This is a genomic window from Pectobacterium peruviense, assembly GCF_003312355.2.
Classification (GTDB): domain Bacteria; phylum Pseudomonadota; class Gammaproteobacteria; order Enterobacterales; family Enterobacteriaceae; genus Pectobacterium; species Pectobacterium peruviense.
Map to the genome: position 1 here is coordinate 212,928 of NZ_CP161826.1, position 18,640 is coordinate 231,567.

19 protein-coding genes are annotated in these 18,640 nt (G+C 53.2%); 3 read left to right on the plus strand and 16 right to left on the minus strand.

The window, feature by feature from the left end:
• Nucleotides 1–142: 142 nt before the first annotated feature.
• Nucleotides 143–742, minus strand: a complete 600-nt coding sequence (locus DUT67_RS00980; RefSeq protein ID WP_048263073.1) for a YiiQ family protein — start codon at nucleotides 740–742, stop codon at nucleotides 143–145.
• Between the two features lie 197 nt (nucleotides 743–939).
• Between DUT67_RS00980 and DUT67_RS00985 the strand changes: the two genes are divergently transcribed.
• The gene (locus tag DUT67_RS00985; protein WP_113632476.1) at nucleotides 940–1,362 is read left to right on the plus strand and encodes a DUF805 domain-containing protein; all 423 of its coding nucleotides are present in this window, start codon (nucleotides 940–942) and stop codon (nucleotides 1,360–1,362) included.
• An 18-nt stretch (nucleotides 1,363–1,380) separates the two neighbouring features.
• Here the strand turns inward: DUT67_RS00985 and fpr are convergent, their stop codons facing one another.
• The 4 genes from fpr to DUT67_RS01005 form a co-directional block, all read right to left on the minus strand.
• Complete coding sequence (fpr, locus tag DUT67_RS00990) at nucleotides 1,381–2,127, minus strand: ferredoxin--NADP(+) reductase (protein WP_113632475.1); 747 nt, start codon at nucleotides 2,125–2,127, stop codon at nucleotides 1,381–1,383.
• Between the two features lie 305 nt (nucleotides 2,128–2,432).
• Nucleotides 2,433–3,443 (minus strand): class II fructose-bisphosphatase, encoded by a 1,011-nt coding sequence (gene glpX, locus DUT67_RS00995; RefSeq protein ID WP_113632474.1) that lies wholly within the window; start codon nucleotides 3,441–3,443, stop codon nucleotides 2,433–2,435.
• 243 nt (nucleotides 3,444–3,686) lie between these two features.
• The gene (glpK, locus tag DUT67_RS01000) at nucleotides 3,687–5,198 is read right to left on the minus strand and encodes a glycerol kinase GlpK (RefSeq protein WP_048263064.1); all 1,512 of its coding nucleotides are present in this window, start codon (nucleotides 5,196–5,198) and stop codon (nucleotides 3,687–3,689) included.
• A 53-nt stretch (nucleotides 5,199–5,251) separates the two neighbouring features.
• A complete protein-coding gene (locus DUT67_RS01005) occupies nucleotides 5,252–6,091 on the minus strand; it encodes an MIP/aquaporin family protein (RefSeq protein WP_113627037.1) in 840 nt (279 codons plus the stop codon).
• Nucleotides 6,092–6,641: 550 nt separating this feature from the next.
• Between DUT67_RS01005 and zapB the strand changes: the two genes are divergently transcribed.
• Nucleotides 6,642–6,881 carry a septal ring assembly protein ZapB gene (gene zapB, locus DUT67_RS01010; RefSeq protein WP_005973326.1) on the plus strand — a complete coding sequence of 80 codons (240 nt, stop codon included), beginning with the start codon at nucleotides 6,642–6,644 and terminating at the stop codon, nucleotides 6,879–6,881.
• A gap of 259 nt (nucleotides 6,882–7,140) precedes the next feature.
• Here zapB and rraA read toward each other — a convergent pair whose 3' ends face one another.
• The 7 genes from rraA to priA all read right to left on the minus strand — a co-directional run bounded on the left by rraA (nucleotide 7,141) and on the right by priA (nucleotide 15,382).
• Nucleotides 7,141–7,626, minus strand: coding sequence for a ribonuclease E activity regulator RraA (rraA, locus tag DUT67_RS01015; protein WP_005973328.1), 486 nt, complete (start codon nucleotides 7,624–7,626; stop codon nucleotides 7,141–7,143).
• Between the two features lie 134 nt (nucleotides 7,627–7,760).
• Nucleotides 7,761–8,678, minus strand: a complete 918-nt coding sequence (locus DUT67_RS01020) for a 1,4-dihydroxy-2-naphthoate polyprenyltransferase (protein WP_113627036.1) — start codon at nucleotides 8,676–8,678, stop codon at nucleotides 7,761–7,763.
• A 145-nt stretch (nucleotides 8,679–8,823) separates the two neighbouring features.
• Entirely contained in the window at nucleotides 8,824–10,155 is a 1,332-nt protein-coding gene (gene hslU, locus DUT67_RS01025) for an HslU--HslV peptidase ATPase subunit (protein ID WP_048263059.1), read from the minus strand.
• 9 nt (nucleotides 10,156–10,164) lie between these two features.
• Complete coding sequence (gene hslV / locus DUT67_RS01030) at nucleotides 10,165–10,695, minus strand: ATP-dependent protease subunit HslV (protein ID WP_011095730.1); 531 nt, start codon at nucleotides 10,693–10,695, stop codon at nucleotides 10,165–10,167.
• Nucleotides 10,696–10,778: 83 nt separating this feature from the next.
• Entirely contained in the window at nucleotides 10,779–11,654 is an 876-nt protein-coding gene (gene ftsN / locus DUT67_RS01035) for a cell division protein FtsN (protein WP_113632473.1), read from the minus strand.
• A 213-nt stretch (nucleotides 11,655–11,867) separates the two neighbouring features.
• Nucleotides 11,868–12,911 carry a DNA-binding transcriptional regulator CytR gene (cytR, locus tag DUT67_RS01040; protein ID WP_048263056.1) on the minus strand — a complete coding sequence of 348 codons (1,044 nt, stop codon included), beginning with the start codon at nucleotides 12,909–12,911 and terminating at the stop codon, nucleotides 11,868–11,870.
• A 272-nt stretch (nucleotides 12,912–13,183) separates the two neighbouring features.
• On the minus strand, nucleotides 13,184–15,382 hold the full coding sequence (priA, locus tag DUT67_RS01045; RefSeq protein WP_113632472.1) for a primosomal protein N': 2,199 nt from the start codon (nucleotides 15,380–15,382) through the stop codon (nucleotides 13,184–13,186).
• 270 nt (nucleotides 15,383–15,652) lie between these two features.
• Here priA and rpmE point away from each other — a divergent pair, with 270 nt between their 5' ends.
• Nucleotides 15,653–15,868, plus strand: coding sequence for a 50S ribosomal protein L31 (gene rpmE, locus DUT67_RS01050; protein WP_011095726.1), 216 nt, complete (start codon nucleotides 15,653–15,655; stop codon nucleotides 15,866–15,868).
• An 84-nt stretch (nucleotides 15,869–15,952) separates the two neighbouring features.
• Here the strand turns inward: rpmE and DUT67_RS01055 are convergent, their stop codons facing one another.
• The 4 genes from DUT67_RS01055 to DUT67_RS01070 all read right to left on the minus strand — a co-directional run bounded on the left by DUT67_RS01055 (nucleotide 15,953) and on the right by DUT67_RS01070 (nucleotide 18,638).
• Nucleotides 15,953–16,363, minus strand: a complete 411-nt coding sequence (locus DUT67_RS01055) for a type II toxin-antitoxin system HicB family antitoxin (protein ID WP_113627032.1) — start codon at nucleotides 16,361–16,363, stop codon at nucleotides 15,953–15,955.
• Nucleotides 16,364–16,390: 27 nt separating this feature from the next.
• Nucleotides 16,391–16,570 carry a type II toxin-antitoxin system HicA family toxin gene (locus tag DUT67_RS01060; protein ID WP_113627031.1) on the minus strand — a complete coding sequence of 60 codons (180 nt, stop codon included), beginning with the start codon at nucleotides 16,568–16,570 and terminating at the stop codon, nucleotides 16,391–16,393.
• A gap of 104 nt (nucleotides 16,571–16,674) precedes the next feature.
• Entirely contained in the window at nucleotides 16,675–17,679 is a 1,005-nt protein-coding gene (locus DUT67_RS01065) for an iron ABC transporter permease (protein WP_113627030.1), read from the minus strand.
• Nucleotides 17,676–18,638: an ABC transporter substrate-binding protein gene (locus DUT67_RS01070; RefSeq protein ID WP_113632471.1), complete on the minus strand. Its 963-nt coding sequence runs from the start codon at nucleotides 18,636–18,638 to the stop codon at nucleotides 17,676–17,678. Before DUT67_RS01070 ends, DUT67_RS01065 begins: the two co-directional genes overlap by 4 nt.
• Nucleotides 18,639–18,640 lie beyond the last annotated feature (2 nt).

Sequence of the window (18,640 nt, forward strand, 5' to 3'; positions counted from 1 at the left end):
CGGAATCGCAGTGAATCAATGTGTTAATGAATAAACGCATTAATGAAGTAAACAGTACTGCCGTTAGGCAATATAACTTGCCCACAGTATAGAGACGAAATGTGACCGTGGCTCTGTTTTTTGTCATTAATTACCGAGTTGATCACGGTTCAGATAGCGTTAGCTTAATCGGTTCAACAGCAAAAGTTAGCCCTTTTTCGCCGTCATCTGCAACAACATAGCGTAAGGCACCTTCCGTTTGCTGGTAAAAGCGCTGTCCTTTGCCTTTTCCCAGCAGTTCGGTGACTTTTTTCATACTTTGTTCTTCCGTCAGCGACGGGGCGAACGTGCGTGCCAGTGCTGCCATATAGTCGATGGCCTGTTTACGACGCGCTGCGGTTTCTTGTTCGTTCTGCGGCTGTGGTAGCCAGGTGATTTGCAGCGTTTTGATTTTCCCTGTGCCTTTCTCTAGCGCGGTTGAAGCATAGAGATGGTCGTTGATCCGGCTAGCTGCACGGGTCAACATGCTGATGATATTGCCGGTATCGACAACCCGAAATTCACCGATCGGCAGCGTCGGGTTACTCAGGTTATAGCGAGAACGGAATTGCGTGATGGTTTGATCGAAGGTTGGGGCACCGGCCAGCAGGTAAGGCGCATTGGCTGAAGCTTTGGGCGGAAACGTTGGATCGGCTCCCGCGTGAGTCTGGTATAGCACCAGCGATGATAAAACCAACAGTGAAGCGATGCGTTTTCGTGTCATAGGGGTTCGGGTCAACCACTTCAGAAGATGTCCAGGCCGATAACGGCAGAATACGTTTGATTAAAGCGGCATTTGTACGTCGTTGTCAAAAATCGCGTAAAGATTGCAGGTAAACATCTTGGTTGAGGTAAAATCGCTCAGGCTAAAATACAGATTAATTCGGCCAGACAGGCTAATAATTCAGGGCGTTATCGTTAATGACATTACAGCAATGGTGCTTCTCGTTTAAAGGCCGTATTGGCCGTCGTGATTTCTGGCTCTGGATGGCTATTTGGGTAGCGCTGATGGCGGTATTGTTTACGCTTTCTGGCCAAAACTGGCTAGATACGCAACTGACGGCGTTTGGTTTGGTGGTATTACTGTGGCCGACAGCGGCGATGATGGTGAAGCGGCTGCATGACCGTAACAAAAGTGGCTGGTGGGCGCTGCTGTTAGTGGTGGCGTGGGTATTAGCCTCAGGGAATTGGTACATGTTTTCCGCTATCTGGCAGTGGGGCATTGGCCGCTTCTTGCCGATTTTGATTGTCGTGATGACGTTGCTCGACTGCGGCGTTTTTCTGGGGACAAAAGGGGAGAACCGATTTGGAGTAGAGGCGGAGCCGTTTCGCTTCCGCCGCTAATTGGGAATAATTCGCTGTTTACCAATAGTTCTCGGCAGTCATATGACCGGGCCTGCGGCGCAGGTGCTTGGTCATTTGCCGTTCTTCTTTCAGCAACAACTGAGTATCACGCACCATCTGCGGGTTACCGCACAGCATGACATGGCTGGTGGCGGTATCCATCGGTAAGCCCACAGCGGCTTCCAGCGTACCGTTGCTGATCAACGTAGGAATACGGCCTGTCAGCGAGCCTGCTTCTTCTTCCCGGCTGACCACCGTTTGAATATGCAGTTTGCCGTGGTAGCGCTGTTGTAACTGCTGCATCAGCGGCAGATAGCTCAGATCGCGTGAAAACCGAGCGGCATGAACCAGCACGATGTTCTTAAAGCGCTCCAGACCCTTGCCTTCTTGAAGGATCGACAAATAAGGGCCGATGCCCGTGCCTGTTGCCAGCATCCACAACGTTTCACAATCAGGAATCTCTTCCAGCACGAAAAAGCCAGCGGCCTCTTTGACGATCATGACTTCCGAACCCGGCTGCATGGCATGCAGATGAGGGCTAAGTTTGCCTTCCGGCACGGTCACCAGATAGAACTCAAGTGTAGGATCGCTAGGTGCATTCACGTACGAATACGCGCGCTGCACTTTTTCACCCTCAATCTCCAGCGCCAGCTTGCCATACTGCCCGGCAGTGAATGAATCGGCGGGTGCATGAACCCGAATGCTAAACAGACTTTCTGTCCAGTTCTCTACCTGAACCACTTTGCCTGTTACCCACTCAGCCATAATTTTCTGCTCCTGTTGTACCCGTCATACTTCAAGCTGCATGTGCGTTGGCAATACTCGGCTCATCTCTGAGCCTCGCCCTGAGGGGCCGCCGCAAGCGGCGTTCAAATTGGCTAAGCCAATTTGTTCTTACTCACCCCAGTCACTTACTTGAGTAAGCTCCTGGGGACTCGCGCGATTGCCGCCTGCCTGCAACTCGAATTATCTAGGGTATCGACGCCACTATTTGTGCATGTAAGTTGTGTGTCTAAGATACGCCATTTATTAACAACTGTGAAACAATCAGTCAGCCGGACAGTGGCCTGCTACAGCAGGAATTCGTGCAGCTTGCGATCCTTACGATCCAGATAGTGCGTCGATTTAATCCGGCGGATCGTGCGAGACTTACCGCGGATCAACAGTGTTTCTGTGGTGGCCATGTTGCCTTTACGCGCGATCCCGTCCAGCAAATCACCTTTGGTGATGCCGGTCGCGGAGAAAATCACATTATCGTTGCGCGCCATGTCATCAAGTTTGAGGACGCCACCAGCTTCGATGCCCATTTGTCGGCAGCGTGCCAGCTCGTCTTCACCGATCCGGCGGTTTTCAGCGCTATCGCCTTTCACTTCATGACGTGCCAGCAAGCGCCCTTGCATGTCGCCGTCGAGCGCACGGATAACGGCTGCCGAGATAACGCCTTCTGGCGCACCGCCGATGCCGTACAGGACGTCAACTTCGCTGTCCGGCATGCAGGTGAGGATTGATGCGGCTACGTCGCCATCTGGAATGGCGAATACTTTCACTCCCAACTGCTGCATTTCCGCGATGCAGGCATCATGACGCGGTTTAGCCAATGTAGTTACGGTTAACTGGCTGAGTGGTTTACCCAACTTCAGTGCGACATTGCGCAGGTTATCCGCCAGCGGCAGGTTGAGGTCAATCGACCCTTTCGCTTCAGGCCCGACGATCAGCTTTTCCATGTACATGTCTGGCGCGTGCAGAAATGTCCCTTTTTCGCCGACGGCCAGCACGGCTAGCGCGTTCGCCTGACCCATTGCTGTCATCCGCGTGCCTTCAATCGGATCGACAGCGATATCAACGGCATCGCCCTTACCGGTACCGACCTGTTCACTGATGAACAACATGGGCGCTTCGTCGATTTCCCCTTCGCCGATGACAATCTGACCGTTGATATTGACCTGATTTAGCATAATCCGCATTGCCTGTACGGCGGCATTGTCTGCGGCATTCTTATCGCCACGGCCTAACCACTTATAGCCTGCCAGCGCGGCTGCTTCGGTGACGCGCGAGAACTCGATGGCTAATTCACGTTTCATAAATACCTGTCTGTTGTCGTTCGGAAGGGAGTCGCCTTATGTTAGCCACTTAAGCCTGAATTTAGGGGGAAACACGGTGATGGGGTTCCCGCAGGGAGACCTCGCACCGTGGTCGCCCCCGGTATCTCGGTTCTTAAACGATCAACATTAGGATATGGAATAGGATTTTATCACAACGGGGAAGGGCGGCGGTTAAGTGATGCGGAAAAAACGGGCGCGATAGGTGCGCCCGATATGGCGGAATTAGGCGTCGTGATCTTCCCAGTTACGAGCGCGGGCAACGGCTTTCTGCCAGCCGCTGTAGCGCACGTTACGTTCCACCGTTTCGATACTAGGGCGGAATTCACGCTCAATCGTCGCTTTGCTCTTCACTTCATCCAGATCGTTCCAGAAACCAGTGGCAAGGCCAGCCAGGAAAGCGGCACCCAGCGCGGTGGATTCACGCACTTCCGGACGTTCCACGCGCGTGCCGAGGATATCGGATTGGAACTGCATCAGGAAGTTGTTGGCGACTGCGCCACCGTCAACACGCAGTGATTTCAGACGCGTACCTGCATCTGCCTGCATTGCATCCAGCACGTCACGGGTCTGGAAGGCGATGGATTCCAGCGTTGCACGAATGATGTGATTAGCATTCACGCCACGGGTCAGGCCGAAGATCGCGCCACGGGCATACGGATCCCAGTAAGGTGCGCCCAAACCGGTGAAAGCGGGTACGACATAGACGCCATTGGTATCCTTCACTTTCGTTGCGAAGTACTCGGAATCCATGGAGTCGCCGATGAGCTTCAACTCGTCACGCAGCCACTGGATAGAGGCGCCGCCAACGAACACGGAACCTTCCAGCGCGTAGTTCACTTCGCCGCGTGGGCCGCAGGCGATGGTGGTCAACAAACCGTGTTTGGACTGTACGGCTTCTTTACCGGTATTCATCAACAGGAAACAGCCGGTGCCGTAGGTATTTTTTGCCTGCCCTGGATTGACGCAGAGTTGGCCGTACAGCGCCGCCTGCTGGTCACCTGCGATACCGGCGATAGGAATACGCGTGCCGCCTTTACCGCCGATGTTGGTCTGACCGTAGACTTCTGAAGACGCGCGCACTTCCGGCAGCATCTCGCGCGGGATATCCAGCGCTTCCAGCATGCGGGTGTCCCATTCCAGCGTATGAATGTTGAACAGCATGGTGCGGGAGGCGTTGGTGTAATCCGTTACGTGAACACGCCCTTGCGTCATTTTCCAAATTAGCCAGGTATCGATGGTACCAAACAGCAGTTCGCCGCGTTTAGCGCGTTCACGGGAGCCTTCAACGTGGTCCAGAATCCATTTCACTTTGGTGCCAGAGAAGTAGGGGTCGACGACTAGTCCGGTGGTGTTGCGAACGTACTCTTCCAGACCGTCTTTCTTCAGTTTCTCGCAAATTTCAGCGGTACGACGACACTGCCAGACGATGGCGTTATAAATCGGCTTGCCGCTCTCTTTTTCCCATACGACGGTGGTTTCACGCTGGTTGGTGATACCAATACCCGCGACTTCATCCGCGCTGATATCGGCTTTCGCTAGTACTTCGACCAGCGTTGAGCTTTGTGTGGCCCAAATTTCCATCGGGTCGTGCTCTACCCAGCCCGCTTTTGGGTAAATCTGGGTGAATTCACGCTGTGAAACGCTAACGATATTCGCATCGTGATCCAGTACGACGGCGCGGGAGCTGGTTGTGCCTTGGTCGATCGCGACAATGTATTTTTTTTCCGGGTTCATAAATCCAATCCTGTAATGATTAACCGTGAAATAGGATGGTCGTGGCGTTAAGTTTAACGGCTTTCACGACGCGTAGTAGCTTCTGCCTCGGGTTCGCACACATCGCATGGCAGATTACGGCCAATCAGTGCGCGATAACCGAAGGCACCCAGACAGGCACCGATAATCGGGCCAAAGATAGGAACCAGGAAGTAAGGGATTTCGCGTGCGCCAGTAAAGGCGACGTTGCCCCAGCCCGCGAGAAAAGCGAACAGCTTAGGACCAAAGTCACGCGCCGGGTTGAGGGCGAAGCCAGTCAACGGCCCCATGGATGCACCGATGACGGCAATCAGAATACCGATCAGCAGGGGAGCAAGCGGCCCGCGCGGGATGCCGTTACCATCATCGGTCAGCGCCAGAATCAGGCACATCAGAATCGCGGTGATGACAGTTTCAACCAGCAGCGCCTGCATAACGGAAATGTGCGGGTTCGGGTACGTGGAGAAAATGCCCGCTAAGCTCAGGCTTTCCGTGCTGCCGCGCACCATATTATTGGTTTGTTCAAAATCGATGAACAGATTGTAATACAGGCCGTAGACCAGTGCGGCGGCACAAAATGCCCCTGCAATCTGCGCCACAATGTAAGGCAGAACCTTGCGCCCATCGAAGCAAGCAAACAGCCACAGGGCGATAGTGACAGCCGGGTTGAGGTGAGCACCGGAAATGGCGGCGGTCAGATAGATTGCCATCGCAACCCCCAGACCCCAAATGATGCTGATCTCCCACTGTCCGAAGCTGGCTCCCGCCAGTTTCAAGGCGGCGACGCAGCCGACACCGAAGAAAATCAGCAGGCCAGTACCGAGAAATTCGGCGATGCACTGTCCTCTTAGCGTTGAACGTTCTGCTTGGCTCATATTTTTTTCCTGCTGGGTAACGTACAGAGTGGTAGGTCTAAGGATACCGTCTGGCGGCATCCCCTGTTTTAAATGTATTTATGATGTGAATTTATCGTTAATGAGCGAAAACGAGAAATATCGAAATTGAAATGTGTGTTGCGCGTCAAGAAAATGAGCGTATTCGCTTATAAAATGACTCGTAGTGGTTTTTCGTCCACGGTTGATAGTAACGCTCAGGTTAAATTTATTAACACAATCGGAGTAACGGAGAAGTAAACGGGGGTGTTTTCAGTTTGAGTCGCTCGTTTTTCGGTTTGTATTGCCGGTTTTTCAGTTTGTACTGATAGTGTTAAGTAAGAAAAGCTGCGACACTCGCGTAGTGGGGGATGTGCGCTAGACAGGGGGCCATTGGCTACATACAATTTCGTTATGGTCTGTCTTGCCAGCCGTCCCGCGGTCAGGATTATGTTTGCGGGCGGATGACGCGACACCGTGAGTGTTGGTTACAGAGTCCGAAAGCCAGCGTTAACCGATCTTTGCCTTGTTGCGATTAAAAGGGGTTTGAAGAATGTCATTTGAAGTGTTTGAAAAGCTGGAAGCGAAAGTTCAGCAGGCGATTGATACTATCACGCTGTTGCAAATGGAAATTGAAGAGCTGAAAGAGCAGAACAACACACTGTCGCAGGATGTTCAGGCGGCAGCGGGTTCACGTGAAGCGCTGGTGCGCGAGAACGAACAGTTGAAAGAAGAGCAAGTAGTGTGGCAAGAGCGCCTGCGCGCGCTGTTAGGCAAAATGGAAGAAGTCTAAGTAGACTTTTGACAGCCTGAAAAGCCTGTTTCACTGAATTAGAACGGTGATAATGGGATAGAAGAGTAAAGCGTCCGCGCCAGGGACAAAAACGTCAGGAACGTTTTTGAACGTCGCTTGCGACGGCCCTGAAAGGGGGAATCTCATGGATGAGATTCCTATCTGCGCGGCTCGAGCGTACAAGGATGTATTCACAGCGTCTTTACGATCTACCCATTATCATCGCTCGACGCCATCAATCCCTGATAATTCAACGATATTATTCAATATCCAGCGGGTCTTCCGACAGAATAATGCCCGTGTTGTCGGCATACAGATGGTCACCGGAGAAGAAGGTTACGCCACCGAAGTTGACGCGAATATCGCTTTCGCCAATGCCTTCGCTACCTGCGCCGACCGGAATGGCTGCCATCGCCTGAATACCGATATCCAGCTCCGCTAAATCGTCAACCTGACGCACCGCGCCATACACGACAATGCCTTCCCACTCGTTTTGGGTCGCCAGTCGAGCGATCTCCGCATTGATCAACGCGCGGCGCACTGAACCCCCGCCATCGATCAGAAGTACGCGCCCGAGGCCGTTTTCTTCAAGAAGATCAAAAAGCAGGCCGTTATCCTCAAAACATTTCACTGTGGTGATTTTGCCACCAAATGAAGTACGCCCACCAAAGTTGGAGAACAGAGGCTCAACAACATTCACCTCTTCGTGATAGATATCGCACAGTTCGGAAGTATCGTATTTCATAGGATTAACGTCAGGTTGCCGCCGGAATCATGAGTATATCCCTTTCTGACAGCTGTTGGCAAAATCATCAAATGTTAACTTGATGCGCATCAGTAAATGCATGCAGCTTTTTGCCTGTGCTCAATTTACCCGCACTAACTCAGTATCACGCCAACGGCGAACAAAATATTGGTCAGCAGCGCGCCTTTCACCGTTTTTTCCAACATTGGACGCATACTGAAGGCGCTGCTTTCACGCAGTACATAGCGGGCCTGCTTAATCAGCAGCGGGAGTGCCAGAATAAAGAGCCAGCCCGCCAGACTGTGCAGATAAAACGTCGCGAACAGGCCAAGACAAACTGGAGCCAGCAGCAGCAGCATCGTGTGGTAGAAGCGTGCTTTTTCCGCGCCAAGACGTACCGCCAGCGTGTTTTTCCCACTGATGCGGTCGTTGTCGATATCGCGCAGGTTATTGATGTTCAGAACGGCTGTTGCCAATAGACCACAGGCCGTTGCAGGCAGCATCACGACGCTGTCGAAGTGGCCAGTTTGCAAATAATACGACCCCGCGACGCTGAGCCAGCCGAAAAAGATGAGCACCGAGATATCGCCGAGCCCGATATAGCCGTAGGGTTTATTGCCGACGGTATAAGTGATAGCGGCGAAAATCGCCAGTAGCCCCAGAATCAGAAAACCGAAGATATCCGCTGGTTTTTCACAGGCGAGAATCACCAGACTCACACCAGAAATGATGGTGAGTGCCACGGTTACGATTAGCGCATTGCGCAGTTGCGACAGCGTAATGACACCCGTTTGGATGCCGCGCAACGGCCCGATTCGTTCCTCGGTATCGCTGCCTTTTATCGCATCCCCATAGTCGTTCGCCAGATTGGAGAGGATTTGCAGCAGTCCGGCGGTTAACAACGCCAGTAATGCTACGCCCGGTTTAAAGCTGCTATGCCAACTCGCAATCGCCGAGCCGGTGACGATGGACGCAAAAGCTAATGGCAACGTTTTTGGACGAAGACTATCCAGCCAGGCTTTGGTTTTGCTGCTATGGGTCGATATGGTCATGGTGTGCTTCAATTTTTATTGACGATTCAATTGCGTGAATCATCCGTTTATAAACAAAAAAAGTCAGTGATGGTGGTGCCAGAAACAAAAGTGGGAGGCCTACGCCTCCCACTTTATCTTTAATAGTGCGATCCGCGAAAACGGATTATAAGATAAATCGGCTCAGATCTTCATCTGCTACTAATTCATCCAGATGACTACGTACATAATCTGCGTCAATCATAACGCTTTGACCATTCATTTCGCTAGCGTCGTAAGAAACGTCTTCGATCAGACGCTCCATAACGGTATGCAGACGACGCGCACCAATATTCTCGGTGCTTTCGTTCACCTGCCAGGCGGCTTCGGCAATGCGACGGATACCATCGGCAGTGAATGAAATATCGACACCTTCCGTCGCCATCAGCGCTTTGTACTGTTCGGTCAGCGAGGCGCTCGGCTCTGTCAGGATGCGCTCGAAATCTTCTGTCGTCAGCGCTTGCAATTCCACACGAATCGGCAGACGTCCCTGCAACTCTGGAATCAGGTCAGACGGGCTAGCAACCTGGAATGCGCCCGACGCGATAAACAGGATGTGGTCAGTTTTGACCATACCGTGCTTGGTCGATACGGTGCAGCCTTCAACCAGCGGCAGCAGGTCGCGCTGAACGCCTTCACGAGAAACATCCGGGCCGGAGCTTTCGCCACGCTTACAGATTTTGTCGATTTCGTCGATGAACACGATACCGTGCTGCTCAACGGCTTCAATCGCCTGCTGTTTCAGCTCTTCTGGGTTCACCAGCTTAGCCGCTTCTTCTTCTATCAGCAGCTTGAAAGCATCTTTAATTTTGACCTTACGCGCTTTCTGCTTCTGTCCTGCCAGATTCTGGAACATGGACTGTAGCTGATTGGTCATCTCTTCCATGCCCGGCGGAGCCATGATCTCTACGCCAACGGGGGCGGCTGCCAGATCGATTTCGATCTCTTTGTCGTCCAACTGGCCTTCACGCAGTTTCTTGCGGAATGCCTGACGGGTTGCGGAAGGCTCCTGAGTGCCTTCTGATTGTCCCCAGTTGTTTTTCGCCGGAGGAATCAGCACGTCCAAAATGCGGTCTTCCGCCATCTCTTCCGCACGGAAGCGGTTTTTTTCGATGGACTGGTGACGCACCATTTTGATCGCGGAATCCGTCAGGTCGCGGATGATGGAATCAACTTCCTTACCCACGTAGCCGACTTCAGTAAATTTGGTTGCTTCTACTTTGATGAACGGCGCATTGGCGAGCTTCGCGAGGCGACGAGCGATTTCGGTTTTACCTACGCCAGTCGGGCCGATCATGAGAATGTTTTTAGGCGTCACTTCATGGCGGAGTGCTTCGTCCAACTGCATACGGCGCCAGCGGTTACGCAGCGCGATGGAAACGGCGCGTTTTGCTTTGTGCTGGCCGATGATATAGCTGTCGAGTTCGCTGACTATCTCGCGCGGGGTCATTTCAGACATAGTTGATCCTTACGCCTTGGAGGCTAATTCTTCTATCGTGTGGAACTGGTTGGTGTAGATACAGATGTCGCCAGCAATCCCCAGAGATTTCTCGACGATATCACGGGCACCCAGTTCGGTATTTTCCAGTAAAGCACGGGCTGCGGCCTGTGCATAAGGGCCGCCGGAGCCAATAGCGATCAGATCGTTCTCAGGCTGCACGACATCGCCATTACCGGTAATGATCAGCGAGGCATTTTCGTCCGCGACAGCCAGCAAGGCCTCCAGCCGACGCAGCATACGGTCGGTACGCCAGTCTTTAGCCAGCTCGACAGCGGCTTTCACCAGATGGCCTTGGTGCAGTTCCAGCTTGCGCTCAAAAAGCTCAAAAAGAGTGAAGGCATCCGCGGTGCCACCGGCGAAACCGGCGATGACACGGTCATGGTAGAGACGACGTACTTTACGCACGTTGCCTTTCATCACGGTGTTGCCAAGAGTGGCTTGTCCATCACCGCCAATGACCACTTGGCCGTTGCGGCGTACGCTTACAATTGTTGTCACGAGTCAGTCCCCGTTTGAAGAAAAAGATCCCCGCATGATTCGGGGCACATTGATGTTATAGATGGGGGAAAGCGTGGGGTTTTTCAACCCCCGCTAGCAAGAGGAATACAGTTTGATGCGCCCGCACCTTTAAGACGTTGGAGCATGCTATCGGCGGCAGCACGGTTGTTGTAAGGCCCCAGCATGATGCGGTTCCAGCCACCGTTAGAGGTGATGCGGCTTTCGATACCCGCAAACGCCAGCTGCGCTCTCACGGATTCGGCGGGGTCCATAGTTTTGAAGGAGCCGCATTGAATCGCCCAGCGTTGCGTTTTTTCGACTTTTGGTGCTTCAGGCTGTTTGACCGGCTGTTGCTTCGGCGCTTCCCGTTTTGGTGTTTCTTGTCTTGGAATGTCTTGCCTTGGAACAACAGGCGTCGTTTGCGTAACGACTGGTGCACGCGTTGCAGGCTGGGTTGTCACAACAGGCGGTTGCTGCATCGATTGCGTCGGTGGCTTAATGGTCACCTGTGAACGCGGAACCTGCGTCTGGTCGTTATACGGCACCTCGGAAAGCTGTGTTGGCTGACGCCGCATATCAGACTGCATCTGTTCCAACAGTTGGCGCTGTTCATCTGTCAACTGCACAGGCGAGCGGATCTCTCCACCCGCCGAAGGTTCCGTTGGCGTCGTAACGCCCAACTGACGATTTTCTAGCTCTTTGATGTAACGCCAACGTTCTTCCGGCTTGGGTGGCAGCCCGTTACCCTTGCCCACGTTCTGATGCGGAAGGACAGGGGAGTCGTCGGGTTTATTATGGGCGATAAAGTACAGACCGCCCGCGAAGGTGACCAAAACGGCAACAGCGAGCGCGACCATTGTTTTGGACGCGCCTGAAGCGTTGCCTTTTTTTCGGCTATTTGTCGTTTTCCGACGCGTTGCTGATGAACGTCCCCGGCTCACGTAGTCTCTTTGTGCCACTGTCGTTTCGCTGTGAATTGATAGGTAAATGTACCCGTCATACTTCAAGTTGCATGTGCGTTGGCTACGTTCACTCACCCGAATCACTTACCTGAGTAAGCTCATCGGGATTCCTTCCCTTGCCGCCTTCCTGAAACTCGAATTATTTAGGGGATAACATAATTAGGGGGTCATGTTACTGAACCCTCAAATATTTGACCAGCACCTGAAGTCTTAAAGCCTGTTACGGGCGTAATTTGGCGCGGCGACGCTGTCTCGTATAACCAGCTCACTGGACAACAGACGTGAACCGCTTTGTACCGTGTTACCTTGCAACTGCTCTAAGAGTAGCAGCATTGCCTCGCGTCCGATCTGATAGCGTGGTTGAGCGACAGAAGTCAGAGGAGGCCAGCAGTACTGCGCTTGCTCAATATCGTCGAAGCCGATGATGGAGAGATCGCGCGGGATATCCAGACCCATCTTTCGGGCCTGCGCCAGTACGCCCAACGCCATGAGATCGCTATGGCAGAAGATAGCGCTGGGTGGCTGTGGATGTTGCATCAGCGCAATCAGGCCGTTGATTCCCGTTTCGTAGGTAAAATCGCCCCGAAAGATATACTGGTTATCGATAAGAGTTCCGTTGCGGCGCAGGGCTTGAATATACCCTTGCAAGCGGTATTGGCTCAGATGCATGTGCTCCGGGCCCGCAATGCAGGCGATACGCTGATGACCTGCCTGATGCAAATAGTGTACGGCTTCAAAGGCGGCAGTCAGGTTATCGATGTGCACGGTTGGCAGCGCCAGGTCTGGCGAAAACTCATTCGCCATCACCATCGGTGGCAGATTGCGCTGCTCTTCCTGGCCTGCATCAAACGGTAGATTAGAACCGAGCAACACCATGCCGTCGATCTGTTTGGTAATAATCAGGTCGACGAAGGTTTTCTCTTTCTGATGTTGGTGAGCGCAATCGCCAATCAACACCAGATAGCCGTGTTCGGCTGCCGTTTCCTCGATCCCACGAAATATTTCAGAGAAATAAGGATCGCAGATATCTGGCACGATCGTCAGGATCGTACGTGACTCGTTACGCTTGAGGTTTCTGTTGAGTGCGTGAGGCGAATAGCCAACGGCGATGACAGCCTGCTCGACCTTCCTGCGGGTGGTCGCAGAGACTTTCTCTGGGTTCATTAACGTTCGGGATACGGTGGCGGTGGAAACGCCCGCCTCATCCGCCACGTCTTTCATCGTCGCCGTGGTGACGCCTTTCTTCTGCTTCAACGCTTTTCTCCTTGCGTCAGCGTTAACTGGCGCTGACTGCCAGCAGAACGCTCCTGTCTGCTGACTCTCTATGATTACGGGTAACGCTTTTTTGGCGCAGTATGCCAACCGTGTAACACCGAGCTCCAGCATACTGCCTGCGCAAACAGTGATAACAGATTGAACGCAGGTTTTGTTGCTTAATTTGCATAGAAAGTGTGATGAATATCGTGTTCTCGACGCCGATCGCAAAAAATGGGTGGCAAGAAACCGAAATGATCTAACAGGAAACGCTAACCGTCGGTGGGGTCGACATCCAGCATCCATTTCACTTTACGTGCTTGCGGTAGCGTACCGATCAGCGCCAACGACGTTCTGACCAGTTTCTGTAACAACGCTCTGGAGGGATGTTGTAGTAAGAGTTGCCAGCGGAAGCGCCCCGCACGTTTTGGCTGCAAAGCGGGCACCGGGCCCAGTAGCCAAAGTGATTCATCCCGCAGCGGGCTCGCCTCCAGCAGATTACGCAATTGCTGGAGGAATAAAGCGGCCTGCTGATTATCGTGATCGTCAGCGCGGAAGATGATATGGCTGGTAAATGGTGGCAGAAAAACACTTTTTCGTTCGGTAAGCGCCTGGCTGGCAAAGGCATCGTAGCCCTGTTGCAGCAGCGTTTGTAATAGCGGGTGTTCTGGGTGGTGAGTTTGCAGTGCTACCTCGCCAGCCTTGCCTGCACGCCCCGCGCGACCTGCCACCTGAGTATAGAGCTGGGCAAAACGTTCGGCTGCGCGGAAGTCGGCGGAGAACAGCGAGCCGTCAACGTCCAGTAAAGCAACCAGCGTGACGTCAGGGAAATGGTGGCCTTTCGCCAACATCTGTGTGCCGATAAGAAGACGTGCGCCTCCCAGCCTGACCTGCGAGAGCTGCTGCTCAAGTGCGCCTTTACGGCTGGTGGTATCACGGTCGATGCGGGTGATCGGGACATCTGGAAAGATCGGGGCAAGACTTTGTTCCAACTGCTCGGTGCCTAGACCGACGGGCACCATATTGGTCGAACCGCAGCCGGGGCACTGTTGTGGAACCGGACGCTGGCTGTCGCAGTGGTGGCAACGCAACATCTTCTGATGCTGGTGGTAGGTATAATAGTGATCGCAGCGCTGACATTCGGCAATCCAGCCGCATTCATGGCACATCACCACGGGGGCGAACCCGCGCCGGTTGAGGAACAAAATAACCTGATTATCGTTCGTCAGATGGTGACGGATACGGGTAATCAGCGGCTGAGATAATCCTGCTGTTAGCGGCAAGCCTTTCAGATCGATAACATGCTGTTTGGCCAGTGCGGCATTGCCTGCTCGTTTGGTCAGATTCAGTCGTCGATACTTGCCGATCTGGACGTTATATAGCGTTTCCAGTGCGGGCGTCGCTGTTCCCATCACAATCGGAATATCTTCCTCTCTGGCGCGGAAGACTGCCAAATCACGGGCGTGATAGCGCCAGCCTTCCTGCTGCTTGTAAGAGCTGTCATGTTCTTCATCGATCACAATCAGCCCTAAACGCGCAAAGGGCGTAAATAGTGCCGACCGCGTCCCTATGACGATTGCGGCTTCGCCGCTGCGGGCGTGCAGCCAGACGGCGAGGCGTTCGCTGTCGTTGAGTGCCGAATGCAGTACATCCACCGGGGCGTTAAAACGTTCGCGGAAACGGGCGATGGTTTGTGGCGTCAGGCCAATTTCTGGCACTAACACCAGCGCCTGTTTACCTTGTGCCAGCACGTTTTCCAACACGCTGAGATAGACTTCGGTTTTACCCGAACCGGTGATTCCCGCGAGCAACCAGGCGGCAAAGTGGTTATCTTCGCTGCGAATAGCGCCAACGGCGGTGGCCTGCTCAGTATTCAGGCGTAGGCGTTCAGTAGCCATGCTAAAACTCTGACGCCAGTCATGAGGCGTTTGCTCTGCGGCTTTTAACTCGCATAACCCCTTGCTACGCAGCGCCTGTAACGCCGTCTCCGTCAGCCCGATTTCGCTCACCTGATGGCGATAAAGTGGTGACTGAAGTAACGCCGCCAGTGCCTGCTGCTGTTTAGCGGCGCGTTTGAGTGCGCTGAGCGGTGTCGCCCGGCCTTGTTCGGTGGCAAACCACTGCCAGAGTGGTGCGCGGTGCGCGGGTTTCCCCTGACGCAGCAATATCGGCAGCGCATGGAACAGCACTTCGCCGATCGGATAGTGATAGTACTCGACTGCCCACAGTAAAATACGCCACAGGCTGGGGGGAAACAGCGGCTGTTCGTCCAGCACGTCATGCACGGGTTTTAATTGCTCAAGCGGAAGTGCGCTGGTGTCGCTCAGTGCGGTAATAATGCCGATAGCTTTGCGGTTACCAAAAGAGACGCTGACGCGTGTGCCGACCTGCGGAGTCACTCCTCCTGCGGGTAGCAAATAATCGAATGTACGTGCCAGTGGCACGGGCAAAGCGACCTGAGCGACAGACATAACTTCTCCGTGGTAGTCGACGTGATTTGCGCGGTGATCCACGACATAACCGAACGGTCTATATCATGCGCGACGCAGGTAAAAAATAAAGCAAGGCGCTAGTGTACATGCTGCGAGGGATAATGTGTGGATGCGATTGCATCGGGGTATCAGATTCTGTATGATCCGCCGCCATTGTGCCGTTCGCATAATGAACTTACTTACTCAACTTTCGTGTGGTGTCTGGCGGAACAGGGCTGGATAGCGACACGGCCTTAACAGAGGTTTCCCATGAAAAAAGGTATTCACCCGAATTATTCTGAAGTTACTGTAACTTGCTCTTGCGGTAACGTGATCAAAACCCATTCTACCGTGGGTCGTGACCTGAACCTGGACGTCTGTGGCGAATGTCACCCGTTCTACACCGGCAAACAACGTGATGTTGCAAGCGGTGGCCGTGTTGACCGCTTCAACAAGCGTTTCTCCGTACCAGGCGCTAAAAAATAAGTTCTACTGGCCAATTATTGGCACAGTAACTTTCGACAAAGGCACCTATCGGTGCCTTTGTTGTTTCTGGCGTATCAGTGCTACTTACCGAGAAGACGATATACGTTCTAGTGCAGCCTGTGCGAGAAAACCCGAACGACTTTTAAATTCGGGGTTACTGGCTACGCAACGATCAATTCGGTCAATAAGTGACTTAGGCAATGTGACGTTAATTTTTTCTGAACCGCCCATTAGGCGAGTCACATCGATATCAACAACCGCCCAAGTATATCCAGCGTATTCTGCGCCTTTTGCCAACTGGCCTACTGATGACACGGTGGGAATATCCTGACCCATCTCGACCAGTAGTTCGATATGTCCGGTAATCGCTTCTTTCGCATTCGCGATGGCGTCGTCTAGCGTCTCACCCGCAGAAAAACAGCCCGGCAGATCTGGCACTGTTACACCGTATGCGTGGGTATCGTCGCCTGCTTCAATTGCAATCGGATAAAACATAATTTGTCCTCTTCGAGTCAGCGATGATCATATTCCTGCCTGTTTCCGGATGCTTTTTACCGTACCTATCGGCAAGTCCTTCTTAGGGTGGGGAATGGTGACTAATCCCGGTTTGCTGGGATGTATAAAATGGTGGTGGCTTCCGTTAACTCTTATCAGTTCCCACCCATCGGCCTTGATTTCTGTGATTAACGTCCTGCTATCCATCCCTGCACTCCGTCTCCCTTTTATAAAATAACAATAACCCCAATAACTCCGGTAGGCAACATGTTAGGGTTATTGGAGTTATTTTGAGCCTATGTCTTTCACTCCTACTGACGTTTCACCAGCAGCCCCAGAACGAAGATACCGCCTAATCCTGCTGTAATGATCCCGATAGGTAATTCCTGCGGTGCCAATAGCTGCCGGCTGAGCCAATCACCACCGCACAGCAGTATCGCCCCGAGCACCGCTGTCAGCGGCAGGAGCTTTTTGTGCAATACGCCGCTCAATGGGCGAGCCAAATGGGGAATCATCAGTCCAATAAACCCGATCACGCCGGTCAGCGCGACCAACAGCGAGGTGGCAAACGCGCAGCAGATGAAGATCTCCACTCGTATGCGAGACAGATTAACCCCCATTGAAGCCGCAGTTTGCCCGCCTGCCAACAGCGCATCAAGCGCACGCCAGCGCAGGGCGGTGAGGCTAAATAGCAGCAGGACGCTGAACACCGCAAAAGGTAAGGTATCCCAACGAGCAAGACCCAGCCCGCCCAATGACCAGAAAAGAATTGAGCTGGCAGCGCGTTGATCGCCGGAAAACACCAGATAATTCGTCAACGCGCCGAATAGAAAAGAGATCGCTAATCCGCAGATGATCAAGCGTTCTGCGCCACGCGCCTGTTGCAGCAGAAACAGCACGGTCACGGCGACGGCGGACAAGATTCCGCCACTGAAGGCCGCTACCGGCAATGCCCAGTCACCGAGTTGTTCACCAAAACGAGTGATGACGGCTACGGCACCTGCCGAAGCTCCGGCAGACAGGCCAAACAGGAAAGGATCAGCCAGATCGTTGCGAGTCGCCGTTTGCAGAAAGGCACCGACCATCGCTAAACCCGCGCCACACAACGCTGCCAGCAGGCTGCGGGGAATGCGCAGCTCCAGAATGATGCGTGAGGTCATCGGCGAGACGTCTGCTGACGATAGCCCCAATACGCTGGCGACCTGCGTAAGGGGAATCGTCGTGCTGCCTGTCGCAATATTTAATAGCATCAGCCCAACCAGTATCAGCAGCGCGATAACGAAGGTCGCAGCATAACGTGAAGACGCTGGGCTCACTTAAAGGCATCCGGATAAAGGGCATGCGCCAATTTATCAATGGCAGTGATGTTGGCGGGCCCTGGTGTTAGCTCCGCATATTGGAGCTTCAGATAACGATGTTGCTGTACCGCAGGGGTAAATTTCATCAGCGGGTGTGATTCCAAAAAACGTCTTAGCGCCTCTGCGCCGTTGCCTGTCTGGTAATCCAGCAAAATGATAACGTCGGGTTCGCGTGCCGCCACACTTTCCCACGATGTCGAGGCCCAGCTCGTTTCCATATCGTCCATCACATTCTTGCCGCCTGCGGCCTCAATGATGGCGGTTGGCATGGCGAATTTCCCGCTGGTAAAAGGTTTATCTTCACCCGAGTCATACAGAAAAATCTTCTGCTTTGGCCGATTACCGATACGGGTTTGCAGGGCGGCAAGGTGCTGTTTCCAACCATCGATCTGTTCCTGAGCCTGTTCCTGCTTACCGAAGATTTTCCCCAGTTTCAGCAGGTCGCCATAGAGCAGATCCATGCTGGCTTTCGGACGCTGCTGTTGCTGTTCGGTGAAAACACAGCTTTCGCTAAGAACGAGGGTCTGAATACCGTATTTTTTCAGCGACTGCGGTGTGACTTCTCCGCCTACTTTCATGCCGTAGTTCCACCCGGCAAAGAAGAAATCCGGATGTACGGCCAGCAGGTTTTCCAACGTCGGGTATTTTGCTGCCAGTTCAGGGATCGTGCCCTGCTGCTGGATAAAATCTGGCGTTGCTTTATACCAGCCAGTGATTCCGGTCAGTCCGACGATATTTTTTTGTAAGCCCAAAGCAAACACCATCTCTGCCATATTCAGGTCATGAATAACGGCTCGCTGTGGCGGCTGGGTGAAGGTTAGCGGTTGCCCACAGCTGTCGACCGTGACCGGAAAACCCGAGGCGTGCACCCAGCACGACGTCAATGCCAGCAGTCCAGACAGAAGCGTTATTTTCATCA